The 25,901-nt window shown below is 58.6% G+C and carries 24 protein-coding genes and 1 tRNA gene; 5 read left to right on the top strand and 20 right to left on the bottom strand.

What is annotated here, in order from left to right; all coding sequences use genetic code 11:
- From EGX79_04355 to EGX79_04315, 9 genes are all read right to left on the bottom strand, one after another.
- Nucleotides 1–564 carry a F0F1 ATP synthase subunit B gene (locus tag EGX79_04355; GenBank protein AYX81485.1) on the bottom strand — a complete coding sequence of 188 codons (564 nt, stop codon included), beginning with the start codon at nucleotides 562–564 and terminating at the stop codon, nucleotides 1–3.
- A gap of 32 nt (nucleotides 565–596) precedes the next feature.
- On the bottom strand, nucleotides 597–848 hold the full coding sequence (locus tag EGX79_04350; GenBank protein AYX81484.1) for an ATP synthase F0 subunit C: 252 nt from the start codon (nucleotides 846–848) through the stop codon (nucleotides 597–599).
- Nucleotides 849–989: 141 nt separating this feature from the next.
- Nucleotides 990–1,784 carry an ATP synthase F0 subunit A gene (gene atpB / locus EGX79_04345; protein ID AYX81483.1) on the bottom strand — a complete coding sequence of 265 codons (795 nt, stop codon included), beginning with the start codon at nucleotides 1,782–1,784 and terminating at the stop codon, nucleotides 990–992.
- Between the two features lie 390 nt (nucleotides 1,785–2,174).
- Complete coding sequence (locus tag EGX79_04340) at nucleotides 2,175–2,624, bottom strand: hypothetical protein (GenBank protein AYX81482.1); 450 nt, start codon at nucleotides 2,622–2,624, stop codon at nucleotides 2,175–2,177.
- Complete coding sequence (locus EGX79_04335) at nucleotides 2,621–3,862, bottom strand: undecaprenyl/decaprenyl-phosphate alpha-N-acetylglucosaminyl 1-phosphate transferase (protein ID AYX81481.1); 1,242 nt, start codon at nucleotides 3,860–3,862, stop codon at nucleotides 2,621–2,623. Before EGX79_04335 ends, EGX79_04340 begins: the two co-directional genes overlap by 4 nt.
- A 73-nt stretch (nucleotides 3,863–3,935) precedes the next feature.
- Nucleotides 3,936–4,592, bottom strand: a complete 657-nt coding sequence (locus tag EGX79_04330; GenBank protein ID AYX81480.1) for a threonylcarbamoyl-AMP synthase — start codon at nucleotides 4,590–4,592, stop codon at nucleotides 3,936–3,938.
- A gap of 31 nt (nucleotides 4,593–4,623) precedes the next feature.
- The gene (gene prmC, locus EGX79_04325) at nucleotides 4,624–5,574 is read right to left on the bottom strand and encodes a peptide chain release factor N(5)-glutamine methyltransferase (protein AYX81479.1); all 951 of its coding nucleotides are present in this window, start codon (nucleotides 5,572–5,574) and stop codon (nucleotides 4,624–4,626) included.
- A complete protein-coding gene (locus tag EGX79_04320) occupies nucleotides 5,561–6,634 on the bottom strand; it encodes a peptide chain release factor 1 (protein ID AYX81478.1) in 1,074 nt (357 codons plus the stop codon). The genes prmC and EGX79_04320 overlap by 14 nt, the downstream gene beginning before the upstream one ends.
- A 66-nt stretch (nucleotides 6,635–6,700) precedes the next feature.
- A complete protein-coding gene (locus tag EGX79_04315) occupies nucleotides 6,701–8,653 on the bottom strand; it encodes a transcription termination factor Rho (GenBank protein ID AYX81477.1) in 1,953 nt (650 codons plus the stop codon).
- 515 nt (nucleotides 8,654–9,168) lie between these two features.
- On the opposite strand from EGX79_04315, the gene EGX79_04310 reads away from it, so the two are divergent.
- The gene (locus tag EGX79_04310) at nucleotides 9,169–10,887 is read left to right on the top strand and encodes a long-chain fatty-acid--CoA ligase (GenBank protein ID AYX81476.1); all 1,719 of its coding nucleotides are present in this window, start codon (nucleotides 9,169–9,171) and stop codon (nucleotides 10,885–10,887) included.
- A 45-nt stretch (nucleotides 10,888–10,932) separates the two neighbouring features.
- Here the strand turns inward: EGX79_04310 and EGX79_04305 are convergent, their stop codons facing one another.
- The 4 genes from EGX79_04305 to EGX79_04290 form a co-directional block, all read right to left on the bottom strand.
- Nucleotides 10,933–11,859 (bottom strand): homoserine kinase, encoded by a 927-nt coding sequence (locus EGX79_04305; GenBank protein ID AYX81475.1) that lies wholly within the window; start codon nucleotides 11,857–11,859, stop codon nucleotides 10,933–10,935.
- Nucleotides 11,860–13,194 (bottom strand): homoserine dehydrogenase, encoded by a 1,335-nt coding sequence (locus tag EGX79_04300; GenBank protein AYX81474.1) that lies wholly within the window; start codon nucleotides 13,192–13,194, stop codon nucleotides 11,860–11,862.
- Nucleotides 13,191–14,609 (bottom strand): diaminopimelate decarboxylase, encoded by a 1,419-nt coding sequence (lysA, locus tag EGX79_04295; GenBank protein ID AYX81473.1) that lies wholly within the window; start codon nucleotides 14,607–14,609, stop codon nucleotides 13,191–13,193. The genes EGX79_04300 and lysA overlap by 4 nt, the downstream gene beginning before the upstream one ends.
- A 65-nt stretch (nucleotides 14,610–14,674) precedes the next feature.
- Nucleotides 14,675–16,327, bottom strand: coding sequence for an arginine--tRNA ligase (locus tag EGX79_04290; GenBank protein ID AYX81472.1), 1,653 nt, complete (start codon nucleotides 16,325–16,327; stop codon nucleotides 14,675–14,677).
- Between the two features lie 213 nt (nucleotides 16,328–16,540).
- Here EGX79_04290 and EGX79_04285 point away from each other — a divergent pair, with 213 nt between their 5' ends.
- The 3 genes from EGX79_04285 to EGX79_04275 are packed head-to-tail and all read left to right on the top strand — an operon-like array spanning nucleotide 16,541 to nucleotide 19,595.
- Nucleotides 16,541–17,329, top strand: a complete 789-nt coding sequence (locus EGX79_04285; protein ID AYX81471.1) for a (Fe-S)-binding protein — start codon at nucleotides 16,541–16,543, stop codon at nucleotides 17,327–17,329.
- Nucleotides 17,329–18,876: an iron-sulfur cluster-binding protein gene (locus tag EGX79_04280; GenBank protein AYX81470.1), complete on the top strand. Its 1,548-nt coding sequence runs from the start codon at nucleotides 17,329–17,331 to the stop codon at nucleotides 18,874–18,876. The genes EGX79_04285 and EGX79_04280 overlap by 1 nt, the downstream gene beginning before the upstream one ends.
- A gap of 2 nt (nucleotides 18,877–18,878) precedes the next feature.
- Entirely contained in the window at nucleotides 18,879–19,595 is a 717-nt protein-coding gene (locus EGX79_04275) for a lactate utilization protein C (protein ID AYX81469.1), read from the top strand.
- A gap of 16 nt (nucleotides 19,596–19,611) precedes the next feature.
- On the opposite strand, the gene EGX79_04270 is transcribed toward EGX79_04275, so the two are convergent.
- The gene (locus EGX79_04270; GenBank protein ID AYX81468.1) at nucleotides 19,612–20,016 is read right to left on the bottom strand and encodes a hypothetical protein; all 405 of its coding nucleotides are present in this window, start codon (nucleotides 20,014–20,016) and stop codon (nucleotides 19,612–19,614) included.
- A 117-nt stretch (nucleotides 20,017–20,133) separates the two neighbouring features.
- Here EGX79_04270 and EGX79_04265 point away from each other — a divergent pair, with 117 nt between their 5' ends.
- On the top strand, nucleotides 20,134–21,156 hold the full coding sequence (locus EGX79_04265) for a pirin family protein (GenBank protein AYX81467.1): 1,023 nt from the start codon (nucleotides 20,134–20,136) through the stop codon (nucleotides 21,154–21,156).
- A 195-nt stretch (nucleotides 21,157–21,351) separates the two neighbouring features.
- Here EGX79_04265 and EGX79_04260 read toward each other — a convergent pair.
- The 6 genes from EGX79_04260 to EGX79_04235 form a co-directional block, all read right to left on the bottom strand.
- A tRNA-Arg gene (locus tag EGX79_04260) sits at nucleotides 21,352–21,424 on the bottom strand.
- A 93-nt stretch (nucleotides 21,425–21,517) separates the two neighbouring features.
- Nucleotides 21,518–22,309 carry an ABC transporter ATP-binding protein gene (locus EGX79_04255; GenBank protein AYX81466.1) on the bottom strand — a complete coding sequence of 264 codons (792 nt, stop codon included), beginning with the start codon at nucleotides 22,307–22,309 and terminating at the stop codon, nucleotides 21,518–21,520.
- Nucleotides 22,309–23,484 carry an iron ABC transporter permease gene (locus tag EGX79_04250; protein AYX81465.1) on the bottom strand — a complete coding sequence of 392 codons (1,176 nt, stop codon included), beginning with the start codon at nucleotides 23,482–23,484 and terminating at the stop codon, nucleotides 22,309–22,311. Before EGX79_04250 ends, EGX79_04255 begins: the two co-directional genes overlap by 1 nt.
- A gap of 30 nt (nucleotides 23,485–23,514) precedes the next feature.
- Nucleotides 23,515–24,717 carry a ferrisiderophore receptor Irp6A gene (locus tag EGX79_04245; GenBank protein AYX81464.1) on the bottom strand — a complete coding sequence of 401 codons (1,203 nt, stop codon included), beginning with the start codon at nucleotides 24,715–24,717 and terminating at the stop codon, nucleotides 23,515–23,517.
- A gap of 169 nt (nucleotides 24,718–24,886) precedes the next feature.
- Nucleotides 24,887–25,339 (bottom strand): MarR family transcriptional regulator, encoded by a 453-nt coding sequence (locus EGX79_04240; protein ID AYX81463.1) that lies wholly within the window; start codon nucleotides 25,337–25,339, stop codon nucleotides 24,887–24,889.
- Nucleotides 25,340–25,409: 70 nt separating this feature from the next.
- Nucleotides 25,410–25,901 (bottom strand): MarR family transcriptional regulator, encoded by a 492-nt coding sequence (locus EGX79_04235; GenBank protein AYX81462.1) that lies wholly within the window; start codon nucleotides 25,899–25,901, stop codon nucleotides 25,410–25,412.

The raw sequence follows: 25,901 nt of genomic DNA, 5'->3' as shown, positions 1-25,901 counted from the left end.
CTACTTTCCGGCCGGGGCCACGGTGTCAAGGTTGGACAAGAAGTTGTCAATCGTCGACGAGTTACGAACGTCGTCGGAAAGCTGCTCGCCCAGAAGGCGCTCAGCGAGATTGATGGAGTTCTGGCCCATTTCCTTGCGCAGCTCTGCGACTACCTGCTCACGCTGGGCAGCGAGCTGCTTCTCACCGGACTCGATGATTCGTGCGCTCTCGTCATTAGCCTTGGTCGTAGCGTCTGCAATGATGCGCTGACCCTGTGCACGGGCTTCGTCGCGAATCTTTGCTGCTTCAGTACGGGCCTCTGCGAGCTGACTGTTGTACTTTTCCAGAGCGGCCTTGGCTTCAGCCTGTGCAGCTTCAGCGCGTTCAATGCCGCCCTCAATCCGGTCCTCCCGCTCGGTCAGGACCTCCTGGAACTTCGGAAGAACGAGCTTCCAGAAGAGAACCAGGATAACTACCAGCGGGACAACGGACCAGACGATGTCATAGGTCTTTGGCAGCAGCGGGTTAATGGACTCTCCCATCGGGAGGTCACCCGCCGCTAGCAAAAAGGTGAAATCTGTCATGGTTTACGTGTTCTCCGCTTGAAGGTCCGGACTTAGAAAACGAAGCCTGCGACCAGGCCGATCAGGGCGAGAGCCTCAGTGAAGGCGATACCCAGGAACATGGTGGTACGCAGCTGGCCGGCCATCTCAGGCTGGCGTGCCATACCCTCAACGGTCTTGCCGGCGACGATGCCGATACCGAGGCCCGGGCCCAGGGTGGACAGACCGTAACCGATGGTCTTCAGGCCAGCGTTGGTGTCGACAGCCTGGACAGCGTCCTGGGCGGAGAGGATGACGTCGTTCATTATGAACCGTTCCCTTTCTTAAAGGATGGCCCCGGATTAAAGATTGTTCTAAGTAGGCCCGGGGCTTTTGTGGGTCAAGTGGGTCTTGCTATTAAGTTTGCGAGGCCTTGTTGCCGAATTTGCGGCCTCATTAGTTATGGGTTAGTGCTCGTCTGCGTGCAGCGACAGTTCGATGTAGACGGCGCTCAGCAGGGCAAAGATGTATGCCTGCAGGAAAATCACCAGCATCTCGAACAGCGTGAATGCTACCGCAGCGACAAGGGTCAACCCGGACAGGGCGGTCCAACCATTCAGCTGCCAGAAGAAGAAGTTCGTGGCACCGAAAAGCAGGACTAGAACCATGTGGCCCGCCAGCATGTTGGCCATCAGACGGATGGTCAGCGTAACTGGGCGGAGAACGAAGTTGGAGAAAATCTCGATCGGCACCACGATGAGGTGGAGTACCGGTGGCAAGTTCGGAATAACGACTGCCGACTTCACAAACTTGAAGAAGCCCATCTTCTTCGAGCCCGCGTAAATGAAGGCAACGTATGCGAACAGGGCCAGAACCAGTGGCATACCGATTCGGGCGTTCGGCGAAATATTGAGGCCAGGAATAATAGCCGCAATATTCATCGAGATAACAAGGAAGAAGATGGTGGCCAGAACCGGAAGGAAACGACGCCCCTCCTTCTTACCCAGAATCTCCTCCGCGATGTGGATGCGGACGAAGTCCAGCATCAACTCCGCAACGTTCTGCAGACCAGTCGGCACGAGCTTCGGACGACGCATTGCGACGACGAAGAACACGGCGACGATCACGGCCATCAAAAGACGAACAATCATCAGGCGGTCCATGGCGTACCAGTCGCCACTGCCACCTAGAATGAAGTCGCCAAATTGTTCACCCGGGAAATACTCCTCCTGCAAGTTGGGTGAGTGAAACTCACCCCGCATCTCGGCAAGTGTTGTAACGCTCAGCGTTCTCTCCCGTGATTGGGCCGCTAGAACTATTGTCAAGCGGTGCGAAGGACGTCATTTAACGTGTCGCGCCGCGGATTCCATTCGCTCATCAGCACGGCGCTCACGGGGACCGTACCTGTGGAAATGATAGTTATTTCGCTACAGGCCGTCTTACCCGAAACTCAGGATAACAGTTCTGACTCATTTTCCCCACCCGGTACACCCCCGCGTTTCCGACCCCGAATCCAACAAAGAGGCCGACCCCCTCTGTGGGTTTCGGCCTCTATTTGTGGCATCTTCTGCACAAACTGGACAATATGCTTATTACCTGCGGTTTTAGAAGCGTATTGCAGCCTCTCAGCAGGTCAACAAGTTATTAACGAGCTATTCGTCCTTCATTGGTTGCACATAAGTGAGGTTAGATTGCGACATTCCCCACACTTCTGCACCGAGTGTCACCATCAGAGTGAGTACAACAGTGACGAAGAAAGTCATGTTGTCATAAAACTCAAGATTTCTAATAACAACCAGGACACCGATTAGTACGACAATCTTCAACAACCAACCACCCAGTACAACGGCAAGCGTAACGGACGGCGAAGTTCGAGCAGTAAAGAGGATGCCTAGAACGGTAAGCAATACGAAGCTTCCGCTAATGCCCGCTCCAAGGAGTACGCCCCAGACACCGGGCATACCGTTTTTGCCACCCCAGACCAGCAGCGAAAGCACGGTAATCACAGCGAGCGCGATTGCGCCCGAGCGAGCAGCAGCCAGCAGCGGTCGCCGCGAATCATCGTATTTAGACTCGGGCTCCGGAGTTGTTTTTTCAGTCACGGTCGAAGATTGTACCTTCTGCGTCCACGTCGACGTCTTATAACCTGCCGGACCCCACTTCCACTTCTGGGACGCGCTCCCCTTGAACGGTCGTCGGCAAGCGCATTGCGACGACGGAGGGTGAAGACAACCGCGATGATAAGCAGGACCCCGAAGGTGAGAGCGACGAATTCAAAGGGGAAAATGGTGGTGGCAACGGCGGCGTACGCGACGACCGACACCCATAGGTAAAGCACTAGCACCACGCGGCGATGACTGTGCCCCATCGACAGGAGGCGGTGGTGAATATGCATTTTGTCGGGCGAGAAGGGTGACTTACCCTGGCTGACGCGGCGAACAACAGCGAGAAGTAGGTCGAGCATTGGCACGCTAATTGCTGCGATGACGACCACAATCGGCGAGATCAGAGCGATGACGTCGGCAGTGCCGTACATGGAGGGCGCGATGCGACCCGACGCCGACACCGATGCAGCAGCGAGCAGCAAACCGATCATCATGGCGCCGGAATCGCCCATGAAAATGCGTGCGGGTTCGAAGTTGTGTGGCAAGAAGCCCAGACAAGCGCCGAGGAGACACGCGGAAATCATCGCGGGTGGATAGGCAGAGACAGTACCGCCTTGGTCATGGAGCATGACCATCGAATAGACAAGGATTGCAGCTGCGGCGATCATGCCGAGTCCAGCTGCGAGACCATCGATGCCGTCAACAAAGTTGAAGGCGTTAATCAATGCCACAGTAAATAGGACAGTCAAGACTGTGGACATGATTGGATCGAGAATGAGCGTAGTACCGCCACTAAAAGGGATATAGAGCAGATACCAGTTGACGCCCATAAATGACATCAAAAGTGCCGCCGCGACCTGCCCCACCAACTTCGTGAGGGCATCTAAGTCAAAGAGGTCATCCCAAATACCGACGATTAGCAAGAGCGACGCGGCCGCCACAACTGCCCTCATATCTGGAGTCATGGGCGGAAAACCACGGTTGAGGGCCGGCATCACCGAGGCAAGGGCGATAGCTGCGACCACCCCGGAGTACATCGCCACGCCTCCGAGCCTGGGCTTCGGAATATCGTGGACATCGCGCGTGCGGGGCGCATCCAACCAGCCCGAGCGAACCAGCACATAACGCACTACTCCAGTGAGCAAATAGCTGACAGCAGCGGAAACTAAAACGAGCATGGCGAGCTCGCGGATGGGCACACCTGCCCCACCCGACTGGGCTGCCAATAAGCTCATAACCGCCACTAGGTACTACTCACCCACACAATCGCTGCAGATACTAAACAGGAAAGACTTTAAGTAGCCAAGACTACTGCCCCAGCAGTCGCTCGGGCGTAGTACTCAATACCTCGGCAACCGCCGCTGCTGACACAGCGCCTTCGCGCAGAATCCGCGGCACTGGAGTCGAGATATCGACAATCGTCGATGGGGTGCCAATCGTGGCTTCGCCGCCGTCGACGTATACAGCCGCTTCCCCACCCAACATCTGCTTGGCACGCACGGCATTGGTGGCCGGTGCCTGGCCGGAGATGTTCGCACTGGACACTGCCATCGGACCGGTGCGGCGCAGAATCTCGATGGCGATTGGGTGCAGCGGCATGCGCAGCATGACCGTACCCGCAGTATCACCAAGGTTCCACGGCAAGCTCGGTGCCTGGTTCACAACCAGCGACAGTCCGCCCGGCCAGAAAGCCTCCACCAGCGTGCGAGCAGCTGGTGAGTATTCGCGGACGAGCCCCTCAATCGTGTTCCAGGAACCCACCAGCACCGGTACCGGCATATCCGGGCCGCGGTGCTTGGCACGCAGCAAGGAGGCAACGGCTTGGTTATCGAAGGCATCACAGCCAAGGCCGTAGACGGTATCGGTAGGCATAACGACCAGCCGTCCTGCCTTCACAGCATCTACTGCTGCTGCAATTGCGCGTTCGCGGTTTTCATCTGTGCTGCAGTCCATAATCCTGCTCATCAGATTTGTGCTCCTGCTTCAAAGTTTGCTTTTAAGATGAATTCTTGCGTCCCACCGTAAAACGATCACGGCCTGCAAAGTCACGGCGGACCTCTACATCAGCGTAATCCCAGGTGTCCTTCAGCAGTGAACTGACATCGTCTCCCGAAGAGTCATCGTGCTCAATGCCGATGACTCCGCCCGACCGCACCAGCGCATCCACTAGGTTCATCATAGGTCGAATGACATCTAGCCCATCGTCGCCGCCAAAGACCGCAGAGTGCGGATCAGCTCTCACCTCGGGGGTAACCTCGGTGTCTTCGGGCACATATGGAGGGTTGGACACAACAATGTCGGTCTCGCCTACCCAATCTGCGAGCTCAGCGCCATCATCAATCAGCTGAACATCCGTGACATCGCCAGCAATCAGACGCACACGCCCATCGCCGTACGTCTCGATATTCTTCGCAGCCCACGCCCGTGCCCGCTCAGAGAGCTCCACAGCCACCACGTCCGCTTCGGGTACGGCATCGGCGATCGCCAACGCCAACGCACCGGATCCAGTACACAAGTCAACGATTTTCGGCTTGACGACGCCACTTGCGACCAGTTCACGGGCTCGATCGATTGCCCACTGCGCGAGCAGTTCCGTCTCCGGCCGGGGTACAAAAACACCGGGCCCGACCTGTAGTTCCAGGCTCATCATCGGCGCCGTACCGAGGATGTGCTGCAGTGGCTCACGAGCCACTCTGCGGGCCAGTATCTCGGCCAGATACTTGCGACCGTCCTCATCGGTGTACGGTTCGTCTCCGCGGAAGATAATGTCTGCCGATCCCGCATCGACTGCGGCTGCAAATAGCGCCCGTGCGTCGGCATCCGGAGAAGCCAGCGCCGCGTCGTCAAGCGTGCGACGCGCATAGCGAAACAGCTCGCCGAGAGTACGGACGGAATCCGGTAACGTCGGCGAGCTATTTTCTGCGGGCGTGGGGCTACTCGGCTTCAAGACGCTCAGCGCGCTCCGCGTCGTGGAGGGCCTTGAGCAGGTCATCCATGTCGCCGCCCAGCACCGAGTCCAGGTTGTGAGCCTTGTAACCGATGCGGTGATCGGAAACGCGGTTCTCCGGGAAGTTGTAAGTGCGGATGCGCTCGGAGCGATCCATGTTGCGCACCTGAGACTTACGCTGGTCAGAGGCAGCCTCGGCGATCTCCTCTTCCTTCATCTGCTGCAGTCGAGCAGCAAGGACCTGCATAGCGCGGGCCTTGTTCTGAATCTGCGAGCGTTCCTTCTGACAGGTAACAACGAGACCAGTCGGAAGGTGCGTCAGGCGAACGGCGGAGTCAGTCGTGTTAACACCCTGACCGCCCTTACCGGAGGAGCGGTAGACGTCGACACGCAGATCCTTTTCATCAATCTGGATGTCTTCGACCTCGTCGGGCTCCGGGTAGACCAGCACACCAGCGGCGGACGTTTGAATACGGCCCTGAGATTCGGTAACCGGCACGCGCTGCACGCGGTGGACGCCACCTTCAAACTTGAACACGCTCCACGCACCGTCGCGGGACGGAGTCTTGGCTCGGATGGACATAGTCATGTCCTTCACGCCGCCGAGATCAGACTCGGACAGACCGAGAATCTCGGTGGTAAAGCCGTGCTTTTCTGCATAGCGCTGGTACATGCGAGCGAGCTCACCTGCGAAGAGCGCAGCCTCCTCACCGCCGGCACCGGACTTGAGCTCCATAACGATGTCATCGCTGTCGTGCGGATCGCGCGGAGCCAGCAGGTCGGCGAGCTTCTCCTCGAGTTCCTCTGCCTCGGCAGTGAGACGCTCAGCCTCAGCTGCGAACTCGGAGTCCTCGTATGCCATCTCGCGAGCTGCCTCCAGGTCATCCTGGACCTCAGTCAGCTTCTTGTGAGTCTGAATGACCGGCTGCAGCTCATTGAAGCGCTTGCCGACCTTACGGGCAGCCTTCGGGTCGTTGTGCAGCTCGGGGTCAGCCAGCTGCGCCTCGAGCCCGTGGTATTCGGAGAGGATGTCGTCAACTGCGGAAACCTGATTAGCCATTGAATATTCCTTCAGATTGTGATGGGTGAAATGCTGGTTGGTGCTGTGGTTTGCGGCTAACCCCAGCTAAAGCATGTCGTCCACATCAACGTCGGCGGCCATTGGTGCAGAAGAAGCCACCTGCATCAGGAATTCCTTATTGTTCCGGGTCTTCTTCAGCTGCTTAATCAACAGGTCAATAGCAGCCTGCGACTCCAGCGCGGAGAGGATGCGGCGCAGCTTGTGCATAATGCGAGCCTCCTCCGTGCTGAGCAGCAGCTCATCCTTACGAGTACCCGACGGGTTGACATCCACTGCCGGGAACACGCGGCGCTCGGAGATTTTACGGTCGAGCTTCAGCTCGGCGTTACCGGTGCCCTTGAACTCCTCGAAGATGACGGTATCGCCTGCGGAGCCGGTCTCCACCATCGCGGTGGCGATGATGGTGAGGCTGCCGCCTTCCTCGATGTTTCGGGCAGCACCCAAGAAGCGCTTCGGTGGGTACAGAGCGTTGGAGTCCACACCACCGGAGAGGATTCGTCCCGATGCCGGCGAAGAGTTGTTGTACGCACGGCCAAGGCGGGTAATGGAGTCCAGCAGTACGACGACGTCCTGCCCCTGTTCCACCAGACGCTTTGCACGCTCAATAGCCAACTCGGCCACTGCCGTGTGATCTGACGGCGGGCGGTCGAAGGTAGAAGCAATAACCTCGCCACGGACACTGCGCTGCATGTCGGTGACTTCCTCCGGGCGCTCGTCGACAAGCACGACCATCATGTAGCACTCGGGGTTGTTCGTCGCGATAGCGTTCGCGATGTTCTGCAGGATCGTGGTCTTACCGGCCTTCGGCGGCGAAACGATGAGCGCACGCTGACCCTTACCAATCGGCATAATCAGGTCGATGACGCGAGTGGTGAGGATCTTCTGCTCGGTCTCCAGACGCAGGCGACGGTTCGGGTACAGCGGGGTGAGCTTAGCGAAGTTCGGCCGCTGCTTTGCCTGCTCCGGATCGATGCCGTTTACAGTTTCGACCTTGACCAGCGGGTTGTACTTGCGGCGATTACGGCCGTTGCCATGAGTGACCTGGCCCGAGCCATTCTCACGCGGCATGCGGACCTGACCAGTGACGGCGTCGCCCTTGCGCAGACCGTATTTACGAACCATTTGCGCGGACACCAGCACATCGTTAGAGCCCGGCAGGTATCCGGACGTGCGCACGAATGCGGTCTTGTTATCTAGCACATCGACGATGCCAGCCACCGGCTGGAGAACGTCATCCTCGCGGATCTCGTCCTGACCGCCGTGTCCCCCACCGTTGTTATCGCGTCCGCGACGGTCGCGGCGATTGCGACGGTTGCGGCGGTTACGGTTGCCACGACCGTCATCGTCATGGTTATTGCGGTCGTTATTGCGATTGTTGTTGCGACCGCGGCGGTTGTTGCGGTTGCCGCGGCCTTCATCGTCGTTGTCTCGATCGTGGTTGTTGCGATCGTTGCGGTTATTACGGTCGTTGCGATCACCGCGGTCATTACGATCATTACGATCGTTGCGATTGTCGTTGCGATCACCGCGGTCGTTGCCGTTATCGGAATCGTCGCGGCTATCGTTGCTGCGATCGTCCTGATTCTCCTGCTCGCGCTGACGAGCACGGTTACGACGATTTCGACGCTGCTGAGAACGGGACATCTCCTCGCGACCATCCGCGTTGGCGTCGTCTCGCTTGTCGTTGCCCTTGTCGCTCTTGTCGGCGCTCTTACTGGAACCCTTATCCGCGCTTTCCGACGGCGATTCCTTGGCATCCTTCGCCTTGGAGCCGGTATCCGCAGCCCCAGCCGCAGCCTTCTTCGCGCGAGATTTCCGAGCTGGAGCGGAACCAGCAGCCGGGGCACCATTCTTAATGGCCTCAATCAGCTCATGCTTGCGCATGGCGGAGATGCCGCGAATGCCCTTGCTGGAAGCGATTTCACGCAGTTCTGCCATTCGGAGGGCCGCAAGATTCTCTGGGCCGCCTGCCGTGGCAGTGGTGTCCGTATCGGTCACGGATGTCCTTTCATCGACCTTCCCTGCAGTCACTCTCTACAGGGGGCTATGTCATTGACACTTTTTCGCTCTTACTGCCCGCCACCGCGTGTGCTCCGTCGTCGAACCTTTACCACGTGCGGAAAAGTAGCCGCAGCTGACGGGAAACTATCGAAAAAGCCAGGCAAAAGACCTCGACGTTGAAACTAAACCGAGGCATCTTGCCTACATTATTTCCGCATCTCAAACCCGAGCGTCCGGGCTGAAGATGGTTAGGAAATTTTAGGTCCACAGCACCGCAAGACTATGTAGTCGCACTACTGATTTATGTGTTTTCAATGTCACGTTGCGCCATCGCGTTGTGTGAACAACTGCGAAGGTCAACGGCATGCGGAGTACATGAAGAAGTACGTATCTAGCCGCGTATTGAAAACGACCTATTGCCCAAGGATAGTCACCAAATAGTCAGGTAGCAACACTAGTTCTCACCTGCGTTTCGCTAGGTCGCGGGGCTGTGAGTCGGTACTGTAGAGCTCATGCGCAGTACGATGCCTCATATTCCTCTCAATATCGCTCAGATTGTGGAATACGGTCGCACCATTCACGGTCGGACTCCGGTGACCTCCTGGAACAGTGACGGCCCCGAGACCACCACTTTTGCCGCCATCGCCGCACGCGCTAGTGCGCTGGCACATGCACTTCGCGATGAGCTCGGCATCGACGGGGATCAGCGCATCGCTACCCTGATGTACAACTGCGCCGAACACTTCGAGGTCTTCCTCGGCGTCGCCTCCATGGGCGCGGTATTCCAGCCGCTGAACAAGCAGCTCATGCCGGATCAGATTGTGCACATTATCAATCACGCCGATGACCAGGTCATCATCGCGGACCCGACCGAGATCGAACTGCTCGCCGAGGTTCTTCCGCACTGCCCGCGCGTCCGCGCTGTCATCATTATCGGTATCGGTGATCTGTCTGACGTGGCTGAGCAACTGCCGGATGGTATCCCGTGGTACTCCTACGAATCGCTCATCGACGGACGCCCCAGCCGCTTCGACTGGCCTGAGCTCGATGAAAACTCCGGTGCAGCCATGTGCTATTCGACGGGCACCGAGGGCGCACCTAAAGGTGTCGTCTACAGCCACCGTTCGCTGTACTTGCACAGCCTGAATATGCGCACCACTGACTCCTTTGCCATCTCGCATGGAAACCCGTGGCTTTGCTGTGTGCCCATTTATCACGTCCTGTCCTGGGGCGTGCCGCTGGCCTCCTTCATGTGCGGGGCGTCGCTAATCTTCCCCGGCGCGGACCTGTCCGCACCGCGTCTGGCAGAAATCATCGAAACCTCAATGCCGCGCGTAGCTCAGGGCGTGCCGACGCTGTGGATTAACCTCATGGCACACTACCTCAGCAATCCTCCGAAGCGCATGAGTCTGCAGGAGATTTTCTCGGGCGGTTCTCCTGTCCCACCTGCATTGATTCGGCTATGGGAAGAGCGCTACGGTGTCGATGTCATCCACTTCTGGGGCATGACCGAGACTTCGCCTATCGGTACCGTGGCACGACCTCCGTACGGCGCCTCCGGTGAGGCCCGCGAACGCTACCGTGTCAGCCAAGGACGTTTCCCGGACATCATGCAGTTCCGCATTGTTGATGACAACGACCGCGTGCTCGACCTGCATGACCGCAACCAGGGTGAGCTGCAGGTGCGCGGCAACACGGTCACCGGAGGCTACTACAGCTCTCCGGAGGCTCAAGATGGAGGCACCGCGCACTTCTTCCGCGGTGCGGAGGTCGACGAGGCTAGCGAACAGTTCACCGAGGACGGGTGGCTCCGCACTGGCGATGTCGGCTCGATTACTCACGACGGCTACCTGACTATTCATGACCGTGCTCGCGATGTCATTCGTTCCGGTGGTGAGTGGATCTACTCCGCTCAGCTGGAAAACTTCGTAATGGAAAGCCCACAGGTACTCGAGTGCGCGATTATCGGCATGCCAGATAAAAAGTGGGGTGAGCGCCCACTGGCCATTACGGTGCTGATGCCGGAAGTTGAACAGAGCAAGGAGACCGCTGAAATGCTCCGCGATGAACTGCGGCCAAAGCTGCCAAAGTGGATGCTGCCGGAGTACTGGGCCTTCGTGGACTCAATCGATAAGACCTCAGTGGGCAAGTTCGACAAGAAAGACCTGCGCTCGCACTTGAGCGCAGGTCAGTACAGCATCGTGAAACTGAAGGGGCCGGGCGAAAAGTAGGTAGCAGGCTAAGCCACTGGCCCGGCACCTGGCCGCAGCTGCGGCTTAGCCGTCGACCACGACCTTAACCGGCTCACCGATTCCCAGCTCCATGACCTTGATGCCAGCCTCGCGGGCATCGTCCAAGATCTTCTCATCTACTGCAGTAGTTCCCAGAACCATACAGGTCGGACCAGCACCCGAGAGGAATGCCGCGTAGCCACGGTTGCGCAGGCGGTTGACCCACTCTGCGGTCACCGGCAGCACGTCGGAGCGGTACGGCTGGTGCAGGCGATCTCGCGTTCCCTCCCACAGCAGTTCCGGGTGGGACTGCAGCGCTGCGGTCATAACCGCAGTACGGGAGACATTGAAACGAGCGTCGACATGCGAAACATCGCTCGGCAGCACCTGACGGACTGCATTCGTGGAGGCGTGGAATGCCGGTACGAGTGCGGTCGCCTGAATGGACTCATGCACCGGAATGCTCACTGCTCGGTACTGAGGTGCGGTGCGACCATCGACAGGCTTGTCAGTCCAGCTGACCACTGCCCCGCCGAGAACGGATGCGCCAGCGTTATCCGGGTGGCCTTCGAATACCGAGGATTCTTGGATTACCTGGTCATCGGTAAGCGGGAAGCCCGCCAGACCGTTAGCGGCAGCGACACCAGCAACGGCGGCGGCTGCGGAAGAGCCTAGACCGCGCGACTGCGGAATGGTGTTGTGGCAAATAACCTTCAGCCCCGGTGCCTCGACTCCTGCGGCGCGAAGGCCCGCGCGAATCGCGCGCAAAACCAGATTAGATTCGTTGCGCGGCAGGTCGACTTCGCCCTCGCCGTGAATTTCAACGACGACACCGGACTCGATGACCTCGACCTCGACGATGTCGTAGAGCGCAACTGCCAACCCCAGGGTGTCGAAGCCCGGGCCCAAGTTCGCTGACGAACCTGCAACCGTGACGGTGACCTTCTGACCCGGGAAAAGCTCCTGTGCCATTTAGATATCCATTCCTTCGATACGAATGACGTTGTTGACGGCCAAAACCGCGTCGTTGGCGCGCAATTCATCGACCGTTGCTTCCAAATCCTTCTCCAGTGCCTTGTGGGTCACGATGACCAGGCGAGCGCCGTTGGCGCCCTCTTCCTGGCGGACGGTGCGCAGGGAGATGTTGTGATCAGAGAAGGTACGAGCGACATCGGCAAGCACTCCGACGCGATCGTCGACGTGCAGGTCGATGTGGTAGCGGGTGCGAACGTCACCGAAGTCGAGAATCGGCAGGTTAGCGTAGGTGGAATCTCCCGGTGCGCGACCACCGTGGACAATGTTGCGAGCAGCTGCAACGAGGTCACCGAGCACTGCGGAGGCGGTCGGATTACCACCAGCGCCGTTGCCGTAGAACATCAGGCGACCAGCGGCCTCGGCCTCAATGAAGACAGCGTTGAAAGACTCACGCACAGTTGCCAGCGGGTGACGACGTGGAATCAGCGCTGGGTACACGCGGGCGGAAATGGACTCCTTGCCATTTTCGTCCGTAACCCGCTCACAGGTAGCCAGCAGCTTAATGGTGCAGTCTGCGCTCTTGGCGGCTGCGATGTCGTCAGCGGTGATCTCGGTAATACCCTCGCAGTGAACATCATCAGCAGTCACGCGGGTGTGGAATGCCAGGCTGGCCAGAATAGCTGCCTTGGAAGCGGCATCGTGGCCCTCGACGTCTGCAGTCGGGTCGGCCTCGGCGTAACCCAGGCGGGTGGCCTCTGCCAGCATCTCGTCGTAGTCCGCACCAGTGGAGTCCATCGCATCAAGGATGAAGTTGGTAGTGCCGTTGACAATACCCATGACCTTATTGACAGTGTCACCGGCCAGCGAACGGCGCAGCGGCCCGACGACCGGGATAGCTGCAGCCACAGCTGCCTCGAAGAAAAGGTCGACACCCGAGGAATCGGCAGCCTCAGAGAGCTCCTCGCCGTGAGCGGCGACGAGTGCCTTGTTGGCGGTCACGACCGACTTGCCGGCACGCAGTGCCTCCAGCACAACGCGACGTGGGTAATCAATGCCGCCGATGACCTCGACTACCAGGTCAACGTCATCGCGCTGAACCAGCGAAAAAGCATCGTCGGTAAGAAGATCCTGATCCACATTCGGACGCGGCTTGGTCTTGTCGCTCACAGCAATACCAACGACCTCGACCGGTCCGCCGATGCGGCGCTCGAAGTCCTCAGCCTTCTCGTTGAGCAGGCGGTAAACCTCAGTACCGACTGTGCCAAGACCTAAAATAGCGACACCAACTTTGTGGCCCTCGCCCTTTCCAGGATTATTCGTTGCGGCAGTCATCGTGGCGTTTCACACTCCAGGCTTAGTAAGTCTTGTACGGTTTCTCGTCTTAATATTTGGGTCACTTGACCATCGCATACCGACACTACTGGTGGTCGCGTCAGCATGTTGTAGCGGCTGGCCATTGCGTAACAGTATGCCCCAGTAGCAGCGAGCGCGAACAGATCACCCTCGACAATGTCGTTCGGGTAGTTCGCATCGTTAATCAGAATGTCTCCCGATTCACAGTGCTTTCCGACGACGCGGGTGGGAATCCTGGAACCGGACACCTCGCGATTAACAACGCGACCATCATAGTTCGAGCCGTAAAGCGCCGGACGAATATTGTCGCTCATGCCGCCATCGACCGATACGTAACGACGGGTCATGCCGTCATCGATGGTCACATCCTTCAAAGTGCCCACTTCGTACACCGTGACCATGGACGGGCCAACGATGGCACGACCTGGTTCAACAGCCACTGTCGGAGTCGCAATGCCGATACGCTGCGCAAGCTTGTCTACGGCAGTGAGGATCTCGTCGGCAAGCGGAGCAACGTCGAGGGGCTGCTCGCCTGCGGTGTAGGCGATTCCGAAACCGCCACCGAGGTCGAGGGTGTTGAAGTGTTCCGAGATTTCAGTGCCGTGGCGTTCGACCAGCTTTTCCACCAGTGAGAACACGCGCTCGGCGGCGAGAATGAAACCGTCGGAATCGACAATCTGGGAGCCGATGTGGCAGTGCAGACCAACCAGGCGCAGATTGTCGTCCTCTTCTACGAGGTTGGCAGCTTCCAGCGCCGAACCGGACGCGAGGGAAAAGCCGAACTTCTGATCTTCATGCGCAGTAGCAATGAACTCGTGGGTGTGCGCTTCCACACCGGGCTTCACGCGAACGAGCACGTCCTGCACCACGCCTGCTTCAGCCGCCACCTGGGACAGGCGACGCAGCTCCGAACGGGAGTCAAGCACAATCTTGCCCACGCCAGCGGAGATAGCATCACGCAGCTCAGCGGTGGACTTGTTGTTGCCGTGGAAGGTCATGTCCTTGGCTGGGAAACCCGCCGCCAGAGCGATAGCCATCTCGTTGCCCGAGGCGACATCGAGATGCAGCCCCTCCTCCATTACCCAGCGGGCAATGGTCTTCGACAGGAAAGCCTTGGATGCGTAGTGGACATTCTCCGCGCCGCGGAAGGCCTTGGCCATCGAGCGGCAGCGAGAGCGGAAGTCCTGCTCATCGACGACAAAAACCGGAGTGCCAAACTCCTTGGCAATGTCGACCAGGCTCACGCCACCAATTTCCACCGAGCCGGGATTCTCTTCGTCATCGCCCCGACGACGGGCGGTAGTTGGCCAGACATGCGCTGGTAGTTCATTAAATTGGGTGGAATCGGGTCGAGTGTAGCCACCCAGTTCGAAACCATTGCCGTCGATAGGCACGAAACAGCTCTCTTTCTCCGTTACCCGGGCGGAGCAACGGGGTGTAGTTTTACGGGCGCGTTCGACTACATGCGCTCAGGTGCGGTAACACCGAGCAGCTGCAGAGCATTGGCCAGCGTCTGGCGGGTAGCCTCAGCCAGGCCGAGACGAGCACGGTGTAGCTCGGATACCTCTTCGTCTGCCTTTGGCAGAATCTGGCAGGTGTCGTAGAAGCGGTGGAAGACACCGGCGAGCTGCTCAGAGTAACGGGCAATGCGGTGTGGTTCCCGCAGGTCAGCAGCAGACTTGATGATGGCCGGGAACTCACCGATAGTGCGGATGAGCTCACCTTCACGGTCCTCTACCAGCAGGGAGAAGTCAGCGCCTTCGCTGGTCACACCGGCCTCTTCGGCACGGCGGCCGATTGAGCACAAACGAGCGTGGCCGTACTGGACGTAGTAGACCGGGTTGTCGCTGGACTGCGAAGCCCACAGCCCCAGGTCGATATCCAGGCTGGAGTCCACAGAGGAACGGATTAGCGAGTAGCGAGCAGCATCGACGCCGATTGCCTCAACCAGGTCGTCCAAGGTGACCACTGTGCCCGCACGCTTCGACATCCGGACAGCCTTGCCGTCGCGAAGCAAGTTGACCATCTGACCGATGAGCACCTCGACGCCATCGGCGTTGTAGCCGAGCGCTGCAGCGGCCGCGCGCAGACGTGCGATGTAGCCGTGGTGATCGGCACCCAGCATGTAGATGCACAGGTTGTGGCCGCGGTCGAACTTGTTCTTAACGTAGGCGATGTCACCTGCGATGTAGGCTGCGTCGCCGTCGGACTTGATGACCACGCGGTCCTTGTCGTCACCGTAATCGGTGGACTTCAGCCACCATGCGCCGTCAGCTTCGTAGAGCTTGCCGTTTTCCTTCAGGGAATTGACAGCTGCTTCCACCTGACCGGACTCGAACAGCGAGTTTTCGTGGAAGTAAACGTCGAAATCGGTGCCGAACTCGTGCAGAGACTTCTTGATGTGCTCGAACATCATGTCCACGCCGATGGCGCGGAAGTGCTCCTGGACCTCTTCCTCAGAGCCCTCGAGTGCCTGCGGGTTCTTCTCCAGCACAGCAGCGGCGATGTCCTGGATGTACTCTCCGCCGTAGCCATCTTCCGGAGTCGGCTCGTTGCGAGCGGCTGCAACCAAGGAGTCGGAGAAGCGGTCAATCTGGCGACCGTGGTCATTGAAGTAGTACTCGCGGGTGACCTTGGCACCGGTGGCAGACAGGACACGACCGAGAGCGTCACCGACTGCTGCCCAGCGAGTACCGCCCAGGTGGATCGGCCCGGTCGGATTCGCGGAGACGAACTCCAGGTTCACGTCGAGGTTGGAGTTGAAGTCGGCATGGCCCCACTTCTCCCCCGCTGCCAGGACGTCCTCGACGATCTTGCCCTGGGCATCGGAGGCCAGGCGGATGTTAATAAAGCCCGGGCCTGCGATGGTTGCTTCATCGATGCCCTCAGAAGCGCCGAGCGCTGTGGCAATTTCAGTTGCCAAGTCACGCGGCACCATGCCGACGCGCTTGCCCAGCTGCATGGCGATATTGGTTGCGTAGTCGCCGTGCTCAGGGTTACGCGGACGCTCGACGGTCGGGTTTTCCGGCACGATAGAGACATCGGCATCGTGGGCAGTCAAAACCTCGACGGTGACTTTTCGGACTAGTACAGCAAGATCAGCAGGATTCACGATTGCCTATCCTATTAGGTCAATCGCAGTCGTGGAAACATCAGCCACCAAAAGATTGATTTGAGGGGTATCTGCAGGCCACCGCCTCCGGCTGTCCTGCGCCCCTTTCACGATCCAGCCGAATTCAGGTTGAGAACAGATTTAATCCGGGGCTAGGCGTAGCATTCAGGTAGGAAATTATTGCCTTACCCCTCAACCCTTTTTGGAGCGACCGTGAAAGTAGCACTTTTCGCGACCTGCATCGGGGACATGATGTTTCCAGATGCAGTGAGTGCGACCGCCAGAGTTCTCACGCGCCTAGGATGCGATGTGGTCTTTCCACCACAACAAACCTGCTGCGGCCAAATGCACGTCAACACCGGGTACCAGAAGGAAGTCCTTCCTCAGCTGGACACCTACGCTGATGCTTTTGCAGATTCCTCGATTGATTACGTTGTCGCCCCGTCCGGTTCCTGCGCCGGCGCCGTTCGCCACCAGCATCCGATGATTGCGGGCCGCTACGGTACCCGTGCCCAAGTCCACGCGGCACAGGCCTGCGCGAACAAGACGCTGGATCTCTCCGAGTTCATCACCGATGTCGCTGGTGTGACTGACGTCGGTGCTTACTTCCCCCACTCAGTGACCTACCACTCCACCTGCCACAGCTTGCGGGTACTCAAGGTGGGCGACCGTCCGTGGCGGCTGCTCAGCGCAGTCGATGGAATCGATCTGCGCGAGCTGCCCGGCGCGGCGGAGTGCTGCGGTTTTGGCGGCACCTTCTCGGTGAAGAATGCGGAGACCTCCGCTGCAATGGTTGCCGACAAGACAGCCAATATCCGCGCTACGGAAGCGGAGTTCGTCACCGCTGGCGATGCTTCCTGCTTGCTCAATATCGGTGGCGCGTTGCGTCGCCAGGACTCTGGCGTGCACGCCATCCATATGGCCGAGATTCTGGCCTCCACCAAGGAGACCCCGTTTGATGTGCACAACCGCCAAGAGGCTTCCCTGCGAGGTGAACAGTAATGGTCGCAATTAACGTCGGCATGCCAGCCCTTCCTCCCCGCGCGCCGCACAACGTCGGGCATCTGCGCGGTACGCGCGGGTTCACGGCCGCAGCGCACGAGGAGCTCAAGAACACTCGCATGCGCGAAAATGTCGGTCATGCCACGCGTTCGATTCGTCAGAAGCGCGCGCATGTCGTAGCCGAGAAGAATGACTGGGAGCAGCTGCGGCTCGCGGGCAGCCACATCAAGCGCGATGTTATGGCGCGTCTGCCGGAACTGCTGGAGCGGTTTGAAGAGTCAGTTACGAATGCCGGCGGTCACGTCCACTGGGCGCGCGATGCCGCCGAGGCAAACCGCATCATCACGGACTTGGTGAAAGAGACCGGTGAAGAAAAGGTCGTCAAGATTAAGTCGATGGCCACACAGGAAATCGGCTTGAACGAAGCACTTGCCGACGCCGGCATCACCGCCCGCGAAACCGACCTGGCGGAACTCATCGTTCAGCTTGCCGACGACATGCCGAGCCACATCCTGGTTCCTGCTATCCACCGCAATCGCGAAGATATCCGCGAGATCTTCCTCAATGGAATCCCCGGAGTCGACCCGGACCTGAAAGCCAATCCGGCCGATCTGGCCGAGGCATCCCGTAAGTTCCTGCGCGAGCAGTTTATGGAGGCCAAGGTTGCGATTTCTGGCGCCAACTTCGGTGTAGCCGAAACCGGCACGGTAGCCGTCGTCGAATCTGAGGGCAACGGCCGTATGTGCCTCACACTGCCGGAAACACTGATTTCGGTGATGGGTATTGAGAAGCTGCTTCCCACCTTCCAGGATCTGGAAGTCTTCTTGCAGCTACTGCCACGGTCGTCGACAGGCGAGCGTATGAATCCCTACACCTCTCTGTGGACGGGAACGACCGACGGCGACGGCCCGAAGAATTTCCACATTGTGTTGCTGGACAATGGGCGCTCGGCCACTCTTGCAGATCCGATTGGGCGTGAAGCGCTGAAGTGCATTCGCTGCTCGGCATGCCTGAATATCTGCCCTGTTTATGAGCACGTGGGCGGTCACGCTTACGGTTCGGTCTACCCGGGCCCGATTGGTGCGATTTTGTCCCCGCAGCTCACTGGCATGGATTCCTACGATGATCCGAATGCTTCGCTGCCCTATGCGTCTTCGCTGTGCGGGGCTTGCTTTGAGGTCTGCCCGGTGCGAATTGACATCCCTGCGGCACTGCTGGAGCTGCGCCACCGTAAGGTCACGGAACACCGCCCGCCGGTGGAGGGCAAGCTGTTTGCCACGCTCGGGTTCATCATGGGCAATCAGAAGCTCTGGAATATGAGCGCAAAGATGGCCTCCCTCGCCCGCGTACTCGGTTTGAAGGACGGCGAGATTCACGCCCTGCCGCTCTTCCTCAGCGGGTGGTCGGATGCGCGTGATACCCCGGTTCCGCCGAAGAAGCCGTTCCGCTCACTGTGGGGTTCGGAGGATCTCTCCGCTCAGTTGGCGCGTGAATCGGCGCATCAGGTACCGACCAAGATCAATGGCCAAAGCGAAAAGGAGTCCTAGCGATGACCAACTCTGGCGCCAAAAACGACATTCTCGGCCGCATCCGCAACGCGCAGAAGATTGCCTTTGAGGGCCGCGATTTAGCCTCTGACGTTGGCATTATCACCGGCGAGCCCGGCGCGCACTTCTCCGTTCCACGCGACTATGAACGAAGCTCGGAGCTGCCCCACAAGGACATCGTTTCGCTTGCCGACGAACGCATCGCCGATTACAAAGCCGATGTGCGCCGTTGTGGCAGCTCGGCAACTGAAATCAATGACGCAGTGAAGAAGGCTATTGCGGATGTTGGGGCCTCGCTGATTGGTATCCCCGAGGGCTTGGACCGCGACTGGGTTGCGGGGCTTGGCTCTGGCGAGACTGCTGAAGGGGCGACCGAAATCCGCGTCGATACCGGTTTCAACGCCCGCGAACTGGACGAACTCGATGCCATTGTCACCAGCTCTGCGGTTACCTGCGCGGAGACCGGCACCATTTTCCTGGACGGCTCCGCTACCTCCGGGCGCCGAGCCCTGACCTTGGTGCCGGATAAGCATATTTGTGTCGTCCCAGCAGAAACGATTGTCTCTGGCATTCCGGAGGCCATTTCCCGCCTGCGAGAGGTTGACCCCACGGCTCCAATCACTATGATTTCCGGGCCTTCTGCGACCTCGGATATCGAGCTTTCCCGCGTCGAAGGTGTCCACGGCCCGCGCACCTTGATTGTGATTATTGCTGGGTAGGGGCGAATACTCCCTGTTATCGCCCTGGCCAGTACCTTTTGACTGACACGAATAGCATCACCGCTACCGCCACGATTGTCACCGCAGCGGTAGCGCCAACATGGTGCCGCGGCACATTTGATGCAACTACCAGCACAATAACCAGCGCAAGGACTGCAGCCCAACCTTGTCGCGCCCTTTTATCCCATTTGAAGGCATTGTCCTCCCAGTCCGGGTCAAAGACCCCTTCCCTATTGCGGTAATCAAAAACGAACTGAACCGCGATTAGTAGCAACACACCGGGAAAAATCCACTTAGTTGTCAATCCCGCCCATGCAATGACTCCGATTAAGAACCCGAAAATGGCAGCATAGATAACTGCTTGTCCCCATACTGCACTAGGGCTTTTGGGTCTTTTCAGCGCAACTTCGGTTTCCGTCATAGATTCCAGGCTAAACCTCAAATCGAAGCTCCACAGCGGTTTCAACCAAACCTCGGAATATTGACATGACAACAATGCGTTATGGAAAATGAAACAACCTAGCTAAAGGAGCCTTCCATGAGCGCAATCATTCAAAAGTTCTCAGTAGCCGACAACCCACAGCTCCCCGGCATGGATCCCTTCCTGTTCGCGGTCCACCATTACGACCTATACCCGCAGGCCAAGGGCACAACCATGACACCAGATGCCTCGCTGCTCGGCCGTAATATCGGCATGGACTTTTCCGGCAAGGACGGCTGGTCCATGTACCACGGCACAACCGTCCCCGGCTTCCCCTCCCACCCACACCGCGGCTTTGAAACTATCTCGATTGTCGAGGAAGGTTACGTCGACCACACCGACTCCGAAGGTGCACAGGCTCGTTACGGCGACGGCGACACTCAGTGGCTGACCACCGGCGCAGGCACTGCGCATGCTGAAATGTTCCCGCTTCTGCATAACGACGGCCCCAATCCTCACCACATGTTTCAGATTTGGCTGAACCTGCCGCCCGAAGGCAAGGAGGCAAAGCCGCACTTCCAGATGTTCTGGGCAGAAGACACTCCGCATGTCACCGGCACTGATGACAATGGCCACGGCTACGACGTAAAGGTCATCGCGGGCGCATTCGGCGATACTCAGCCGCTTGCTCCGCCACCGGAATCCTGGGCCGCTGCACCAGATTCCGATGTAGCCGTGTGGGTGCTGCGCCTGCAGCCGGGCGCACAGCTAACGTTGCCACCAACCAATTATGCCGAGACAATTCGGACTCTCTACTCTCTACGCGGCAGGCTCACTATCGAGGGCGAAACGCTGGTGCAAGAGGGCGCAGTGCTGCGCTCAACCGAGGCACTGGACATTTCTGCAGGTGACGAGGGGGCCTTCGCGCTCATCCTCCAAGGCCGACCAATTGGCGCTCCCGTGTATCAGCATGGCCCGTTTGTCGCGAATAGCCGCGAAGAGCTCGTTGAGGCATTCGATGCCTACCAGCGTGGCGAGTTCGGCGCATGGCGGTTTGATTCCAACGATCCGGTTGCACCCTTTGAAGAGGGGCGCTTTGCCCGCTATCCGGACGGTACGGTTCGTCGCCCGGTCAATTAACCGGGATCCCCCGACGGGCTGCACATGTGAAACTGTGTGAGTTTATGACACTTTCAGGCCATTTTTTGGGTCATTTTTGTCATAAACGCAGTCAGTAACTCGGATTGGCCCGCTTCCGCCAGGTACACCCGAAACAAAAATCCCTCAAGCAACCAGGCGAATCTAATCGAACCTAACCGCTTAAGGGATAAGACGTGCCCCCGAGAGGAGTCGAACCTCCGACCTTCGGTACCGGAAACCGGCGCTCTATCCACTGAGCTACGGGGGCGTGTGGCACAAGCACAACAAGTGCAACGAGAAAAGATGTTACCACTTGGCTGGGGCGATTAGCGAAATGCCCCGCACCCCAGCCAAATCCGCACTATGCGGCCTCAGAAACCTGGTCTTCCTCAATAGGACACACCACAGGAACGCCTCCATCATTAAGCACGCGGGCTCGAATTCCATAGACGCGGGCCAAAAGATCCGGTGTGAGAACGTCAGCAGGACTCCCCTGGGCAACCACGTGGCCGTCGTGAAGCATGACAAGCTCATCGCAGTAGCGGGCTGCGAGATTGAGATCGTGGATTGCGACGAGCGCCAAGGAGCTCCGTGAGGCGACCTCCGCGCGGACGAGCTGTAGGAGTTCCACCTGGTGGCGCAGGTCGAGGGCGGAGGTGGGTTCGTCGAGAAGCATGACCTCGGGATCACGGACAAACATCTGCGCGACGGCGACGAGCTGACGCTGACCGCCGGAGAGCTCGCCGACGAAGCGGTCGGCAAGGTGCTCAATACCAACCTTCCGGAGAACCGCCGCAGTGTGCTCAATCTCGGAGCCGCGCACGCGCAGACGCCCGGCGCGCCGGCCAGAGACCAGTACCGATTCGAATGCGGTCAGCGAGGCGCTAGCCGGCAGATCCTGCGGCACGTAGCCGACGACATCGCGCAGTTCGGAGCCGACGACCCGCTCATTGTCACGGGTCAGAACAATCTCCCCGGACATGGGCTTTCGAATCCCCGCCAGCGTGGTCATCAGTGTGGACTTGCCCGCAGCGTTTGGCCCGAGCAAACCCGTCACCGTACCTGGCTTCAGCGTGCGTATTGACGCCCCGCGCAGCACCTTTCGCTTGCCATAGCCTGCAGCTACGTCATTGACATCGAGAAATACGCCCATTAGTTCCACACCGTCCTCTTACGCAGAAAAACCAAGCCGACAAAGAATGGGACACCGACGATTGCGGTAATGATGCCAATCGGCACTGCCACACCCGGCACCACCGTGATGGATACCGCATGAGCTGCCGCAAGCAGCGCCGCGCCCGCCGCCATCGATGCCGGGGCAAAGAAGCGCTGTTCTTCACCGACCAGCATGCGTGCAATGTGTGGGCCGACCAGTCCGATGAAGCCGATGATGCCGGCGAAGGCCACTGCGGTTGCTGCCAGCAGCGAGGCTACAATCAGCGTCGCAATGCGCAGCCTATCCACATTGATGCCCACGGCTTTTGCGCGGGCATCGCCAAGCCGCAACACCGTCAGCGCCCACGCATAGCGGATAGTGAACGGAATAGCGATTAGCAGCGCCGCCGCAATGATACCGTTGGCCACCCAGTTCGCGCGCTGTAGCGAGCCCATCGTCCAGAACACAATCTGCTGGAGCGCCTCGGTAGTCGCGCGGTATTGCAACAGCGCCAACAGCGCTTGGAATAGAAACACCAGACCAATGCCGAGCAGAATCATCGATTCCTTACCCGAGCCGCGCCATACCGACGCCGCCGCCACAATCGCCACAGCGACGACGGATGATACCCAGGCCACGGCCGCCAGGTTGAACTGCGCATGCGGAATAATCACCCAGCCCAGCACAATCGATGCCGCCCCACCGAACGCCGCTGCAGCCGAGATACCGAGCGTAAACGGCTCCGCCAGAGGGTTATCGAGGATTGTCTGCATCTGTGCACCGGCAAGCGACAGCGCTGCACCAATCAGCACTGCCATCACCGATGCAGGCAGACGCAGCTTCCACAGCACCGTACGAGTGGTTTCGTCCACATCATTCGGGCTCACGATGCCACGGACGACGTCCCCCACGCTCAGTGCCATCGGCCCCACAATCGTCGCCACCACAAACGCGCACACGGCCAGCCCCACCAGCACCGCAATGATGGCGATTTTCCGTGCCGAGCGTCGTCGGTACTGTCGCGCAGAGTCGTAGGTCGTGCTTGACGACGGACACTCGTGCTGTTCGGTGGCGGGCTGCGACTCTTGACCTCCACTGCCGTTGGTGGAGGTGGACTCGCGGGGTTCGTCGTCAAGCCCTGACGCGGGAGCGTGCAGATTGGTGTAAGTCATCGGATTCCTTCTTCGATGGTGGAAGATGGGTTACTTGGTCGGCTCCAGCGCGGTGAAGAAGGTGCCGCTGAGTTCGAAGGGCAGGTAGTCCTTGTGGAACTTGGCGAAGTCAGCGACCGGGTCGAGGTCAGCGAACTCCTCTGGGTGAATCCACTTGGCGAATTGCTCGAGCGCGAAGACGTTGTACGGCGAGTCGTAGAACTGGTGGAAGGCGGCGTACAGATCCCCCTTCTTCGGCGCGGTCAGGGTGTCAAAACCCGGAGTCTTCAGCAGGCCTTCCAGAGTGCGCTGTGCGGTCTCTGGGGTGGCGGTGTAGCCGAGTTCGACGTGTGGCAGCACTTCCGGCTTCTTCGGATCGAGCGCCCAAGAACCACCGGTGGCGATGATCTTCTCCGGCTGGACGGACAGGACCTTCTCTGCGGTCACGTCGCCCGATTCGGTGTCGAGGAGGCTGTCTCCGAGGTTCTCACCGCCGGCTGCTGTGACAAGGTCACCGAGGTTGGACTTGTTGACGGTCGAGCAGCAATCCTTGAGACCGGCTGCTCGCCAGACGAAGGTCTTTGGCTTGTCTTCGAGCTTGGCGGCACGTTCGGTGATCTCGTTGACGCGCTTTGTGTAGAAGTCGGTGAACTTCTTGGCATTGTCCTGCTCATCGACGATCTGGCCGAGGAGCTCGACGGACTTGGCGGTATTCTCCAGGGGCTTTTGCCGGAAGTCGGTGAATACGTACTTCAGACCTGCCTGATCGAGCTTGGTGAGGAAACCGGACTGCTCCGCGGCCTTCTTGTGGTCAAGGGTCATGACGACCACGTCTGGGTCGTGGGAGATGAGGTTTTCAACTGTGACATCGCCCTTGGCGATATTGCCGATGGTCGGCATGTCTTTCAGCTCGGGGTTCGTCTCGAAAAGCTTGGTTTCAAACGACGGTGCGCCCGAATGCAAATCGCTGCCCATGGCGACAACGTGGTCACCCGGGTTTTCTTGGTCAAGCATCGCGGTGACAAACATGGCGCGGCCTTCACCGAGCACGACTCGTTCTGGCTGCTTGTCGAAGGTCACAGTGCGACCTGCGACATCAGTGACAGTGAGTTCTCCTTTGTTGTCGGCAGCCTCGTTCGACTCTGCGTCCGCACCGCATGCTGTAGCGACGAAGCTCAGCGCTGCACACCCGATTGCGGCCAGAGTTTTGGTCTTTGGCGCGGTTTTAGCCTTGGCGAAAATATTGACTCTCATGCGTTTCAGTTTCTGCCTTGTTTATTTCTGCGTAATTTTTGGTACTTAGGGTGCACAAAGAGAAGTGAACAGTCACCCCTTTGCTTTAGGCACGCCTTACCTTACAGCTTGAAACGTAGAGAAAAAAGCGCCCTGCTAGTGGTTGTTTTACTAGCAGGGCGTGGAAGTCTTACTTCCTTTCGAGAACCGACTGGAAGCACCTCAGCATCACTTCGCGGTCTTCATTAGCAAGTGGTGAAATTACTTCCTGGCGAACAGTGTCTACATAATCCGGCGCCGCCTCGGCAAACACGTGCCGACCAACGCCTGTTAAGACGACGACATAATCCGAGTCCGGGTCTTCGCCGTGGTCTTCGGTGTGAATAAATCCGCGCTTTTCCAACCTGTTGGTATGCAGCAGCGCGCGGGGATGGTTCCACTTCAGTCGATCACAAATCTTGTCAACATGCAGAATCCCATCCTCTACCTCATGCAGAGCGATGAGCAGGGTAAAGTCCGCGAACGTCAGCCCGGTTCGAGTGCGTAGGCTTCGCTCGATATTGCGCTCTACCTCGCGAAAAGCAGCTACCATCGACTGCCAAAAGAGCTGTTCATCATCACTCAGCCATTCAAATGAGTTCATACTGCTCTAGGCTAATGGTGAGAGCCTCGTAGCGGAGACAAATGAGAAAACACTCACAAAAAACTTCTGGCTACTCTGCTTTTCCGTCGACTGAATCGGTGACCGTAGCATTGGCGGTCTCTGCAATCTTATCGAGCACAGCGGAAATCCCCTGATAGTCGATATTCTCACCGAGCACATCAAACAAAACATGGCGCACAAGCTTCACATGGTTCGGCGCCGCCTTCTCAATCACGGTTCGACCGTGTTCAGTAAGCGTGACATCAATACCACGGTTATCGCAGGCGCAGCGTTCCTTAGTTACTAGCCCGCGTCGCTCCATGCGAGTAATTTGATGCGACATTCGGCTGCGGTCCCATTCCAGGGATTCGCACAGGGTGCGCATGCGCACTACATTGTCTTCAGCCTCGGAGAGAACAACCAGAACCGAAAAATCTGCAGTGGAAATATCGAGAGAATCTTGCAGCTGAAGGTCGATTGACCTGTCAACGGCCCGTTTAGCGTTCAGAATTGAGCGCCATAACCGCTGCTCTTCATCACTTAACCACGGAACATCTTGCAT

It is taken from the genome of Corynebacterium jeikeium, assembly GCA_003955985.1.
Classification (GTDB): domain Bacteria; phylum Actinomycetota; class Actinomycetes; order Mycobacteriales; family Mycobacteriaceae; genus Corynebacterium; species Corynebacterium jeikeium_D.
Note: the sequence above shows the minus strand (reverse complement) of the source record. Positions and strands in the feature narration are given on the sequence as shown.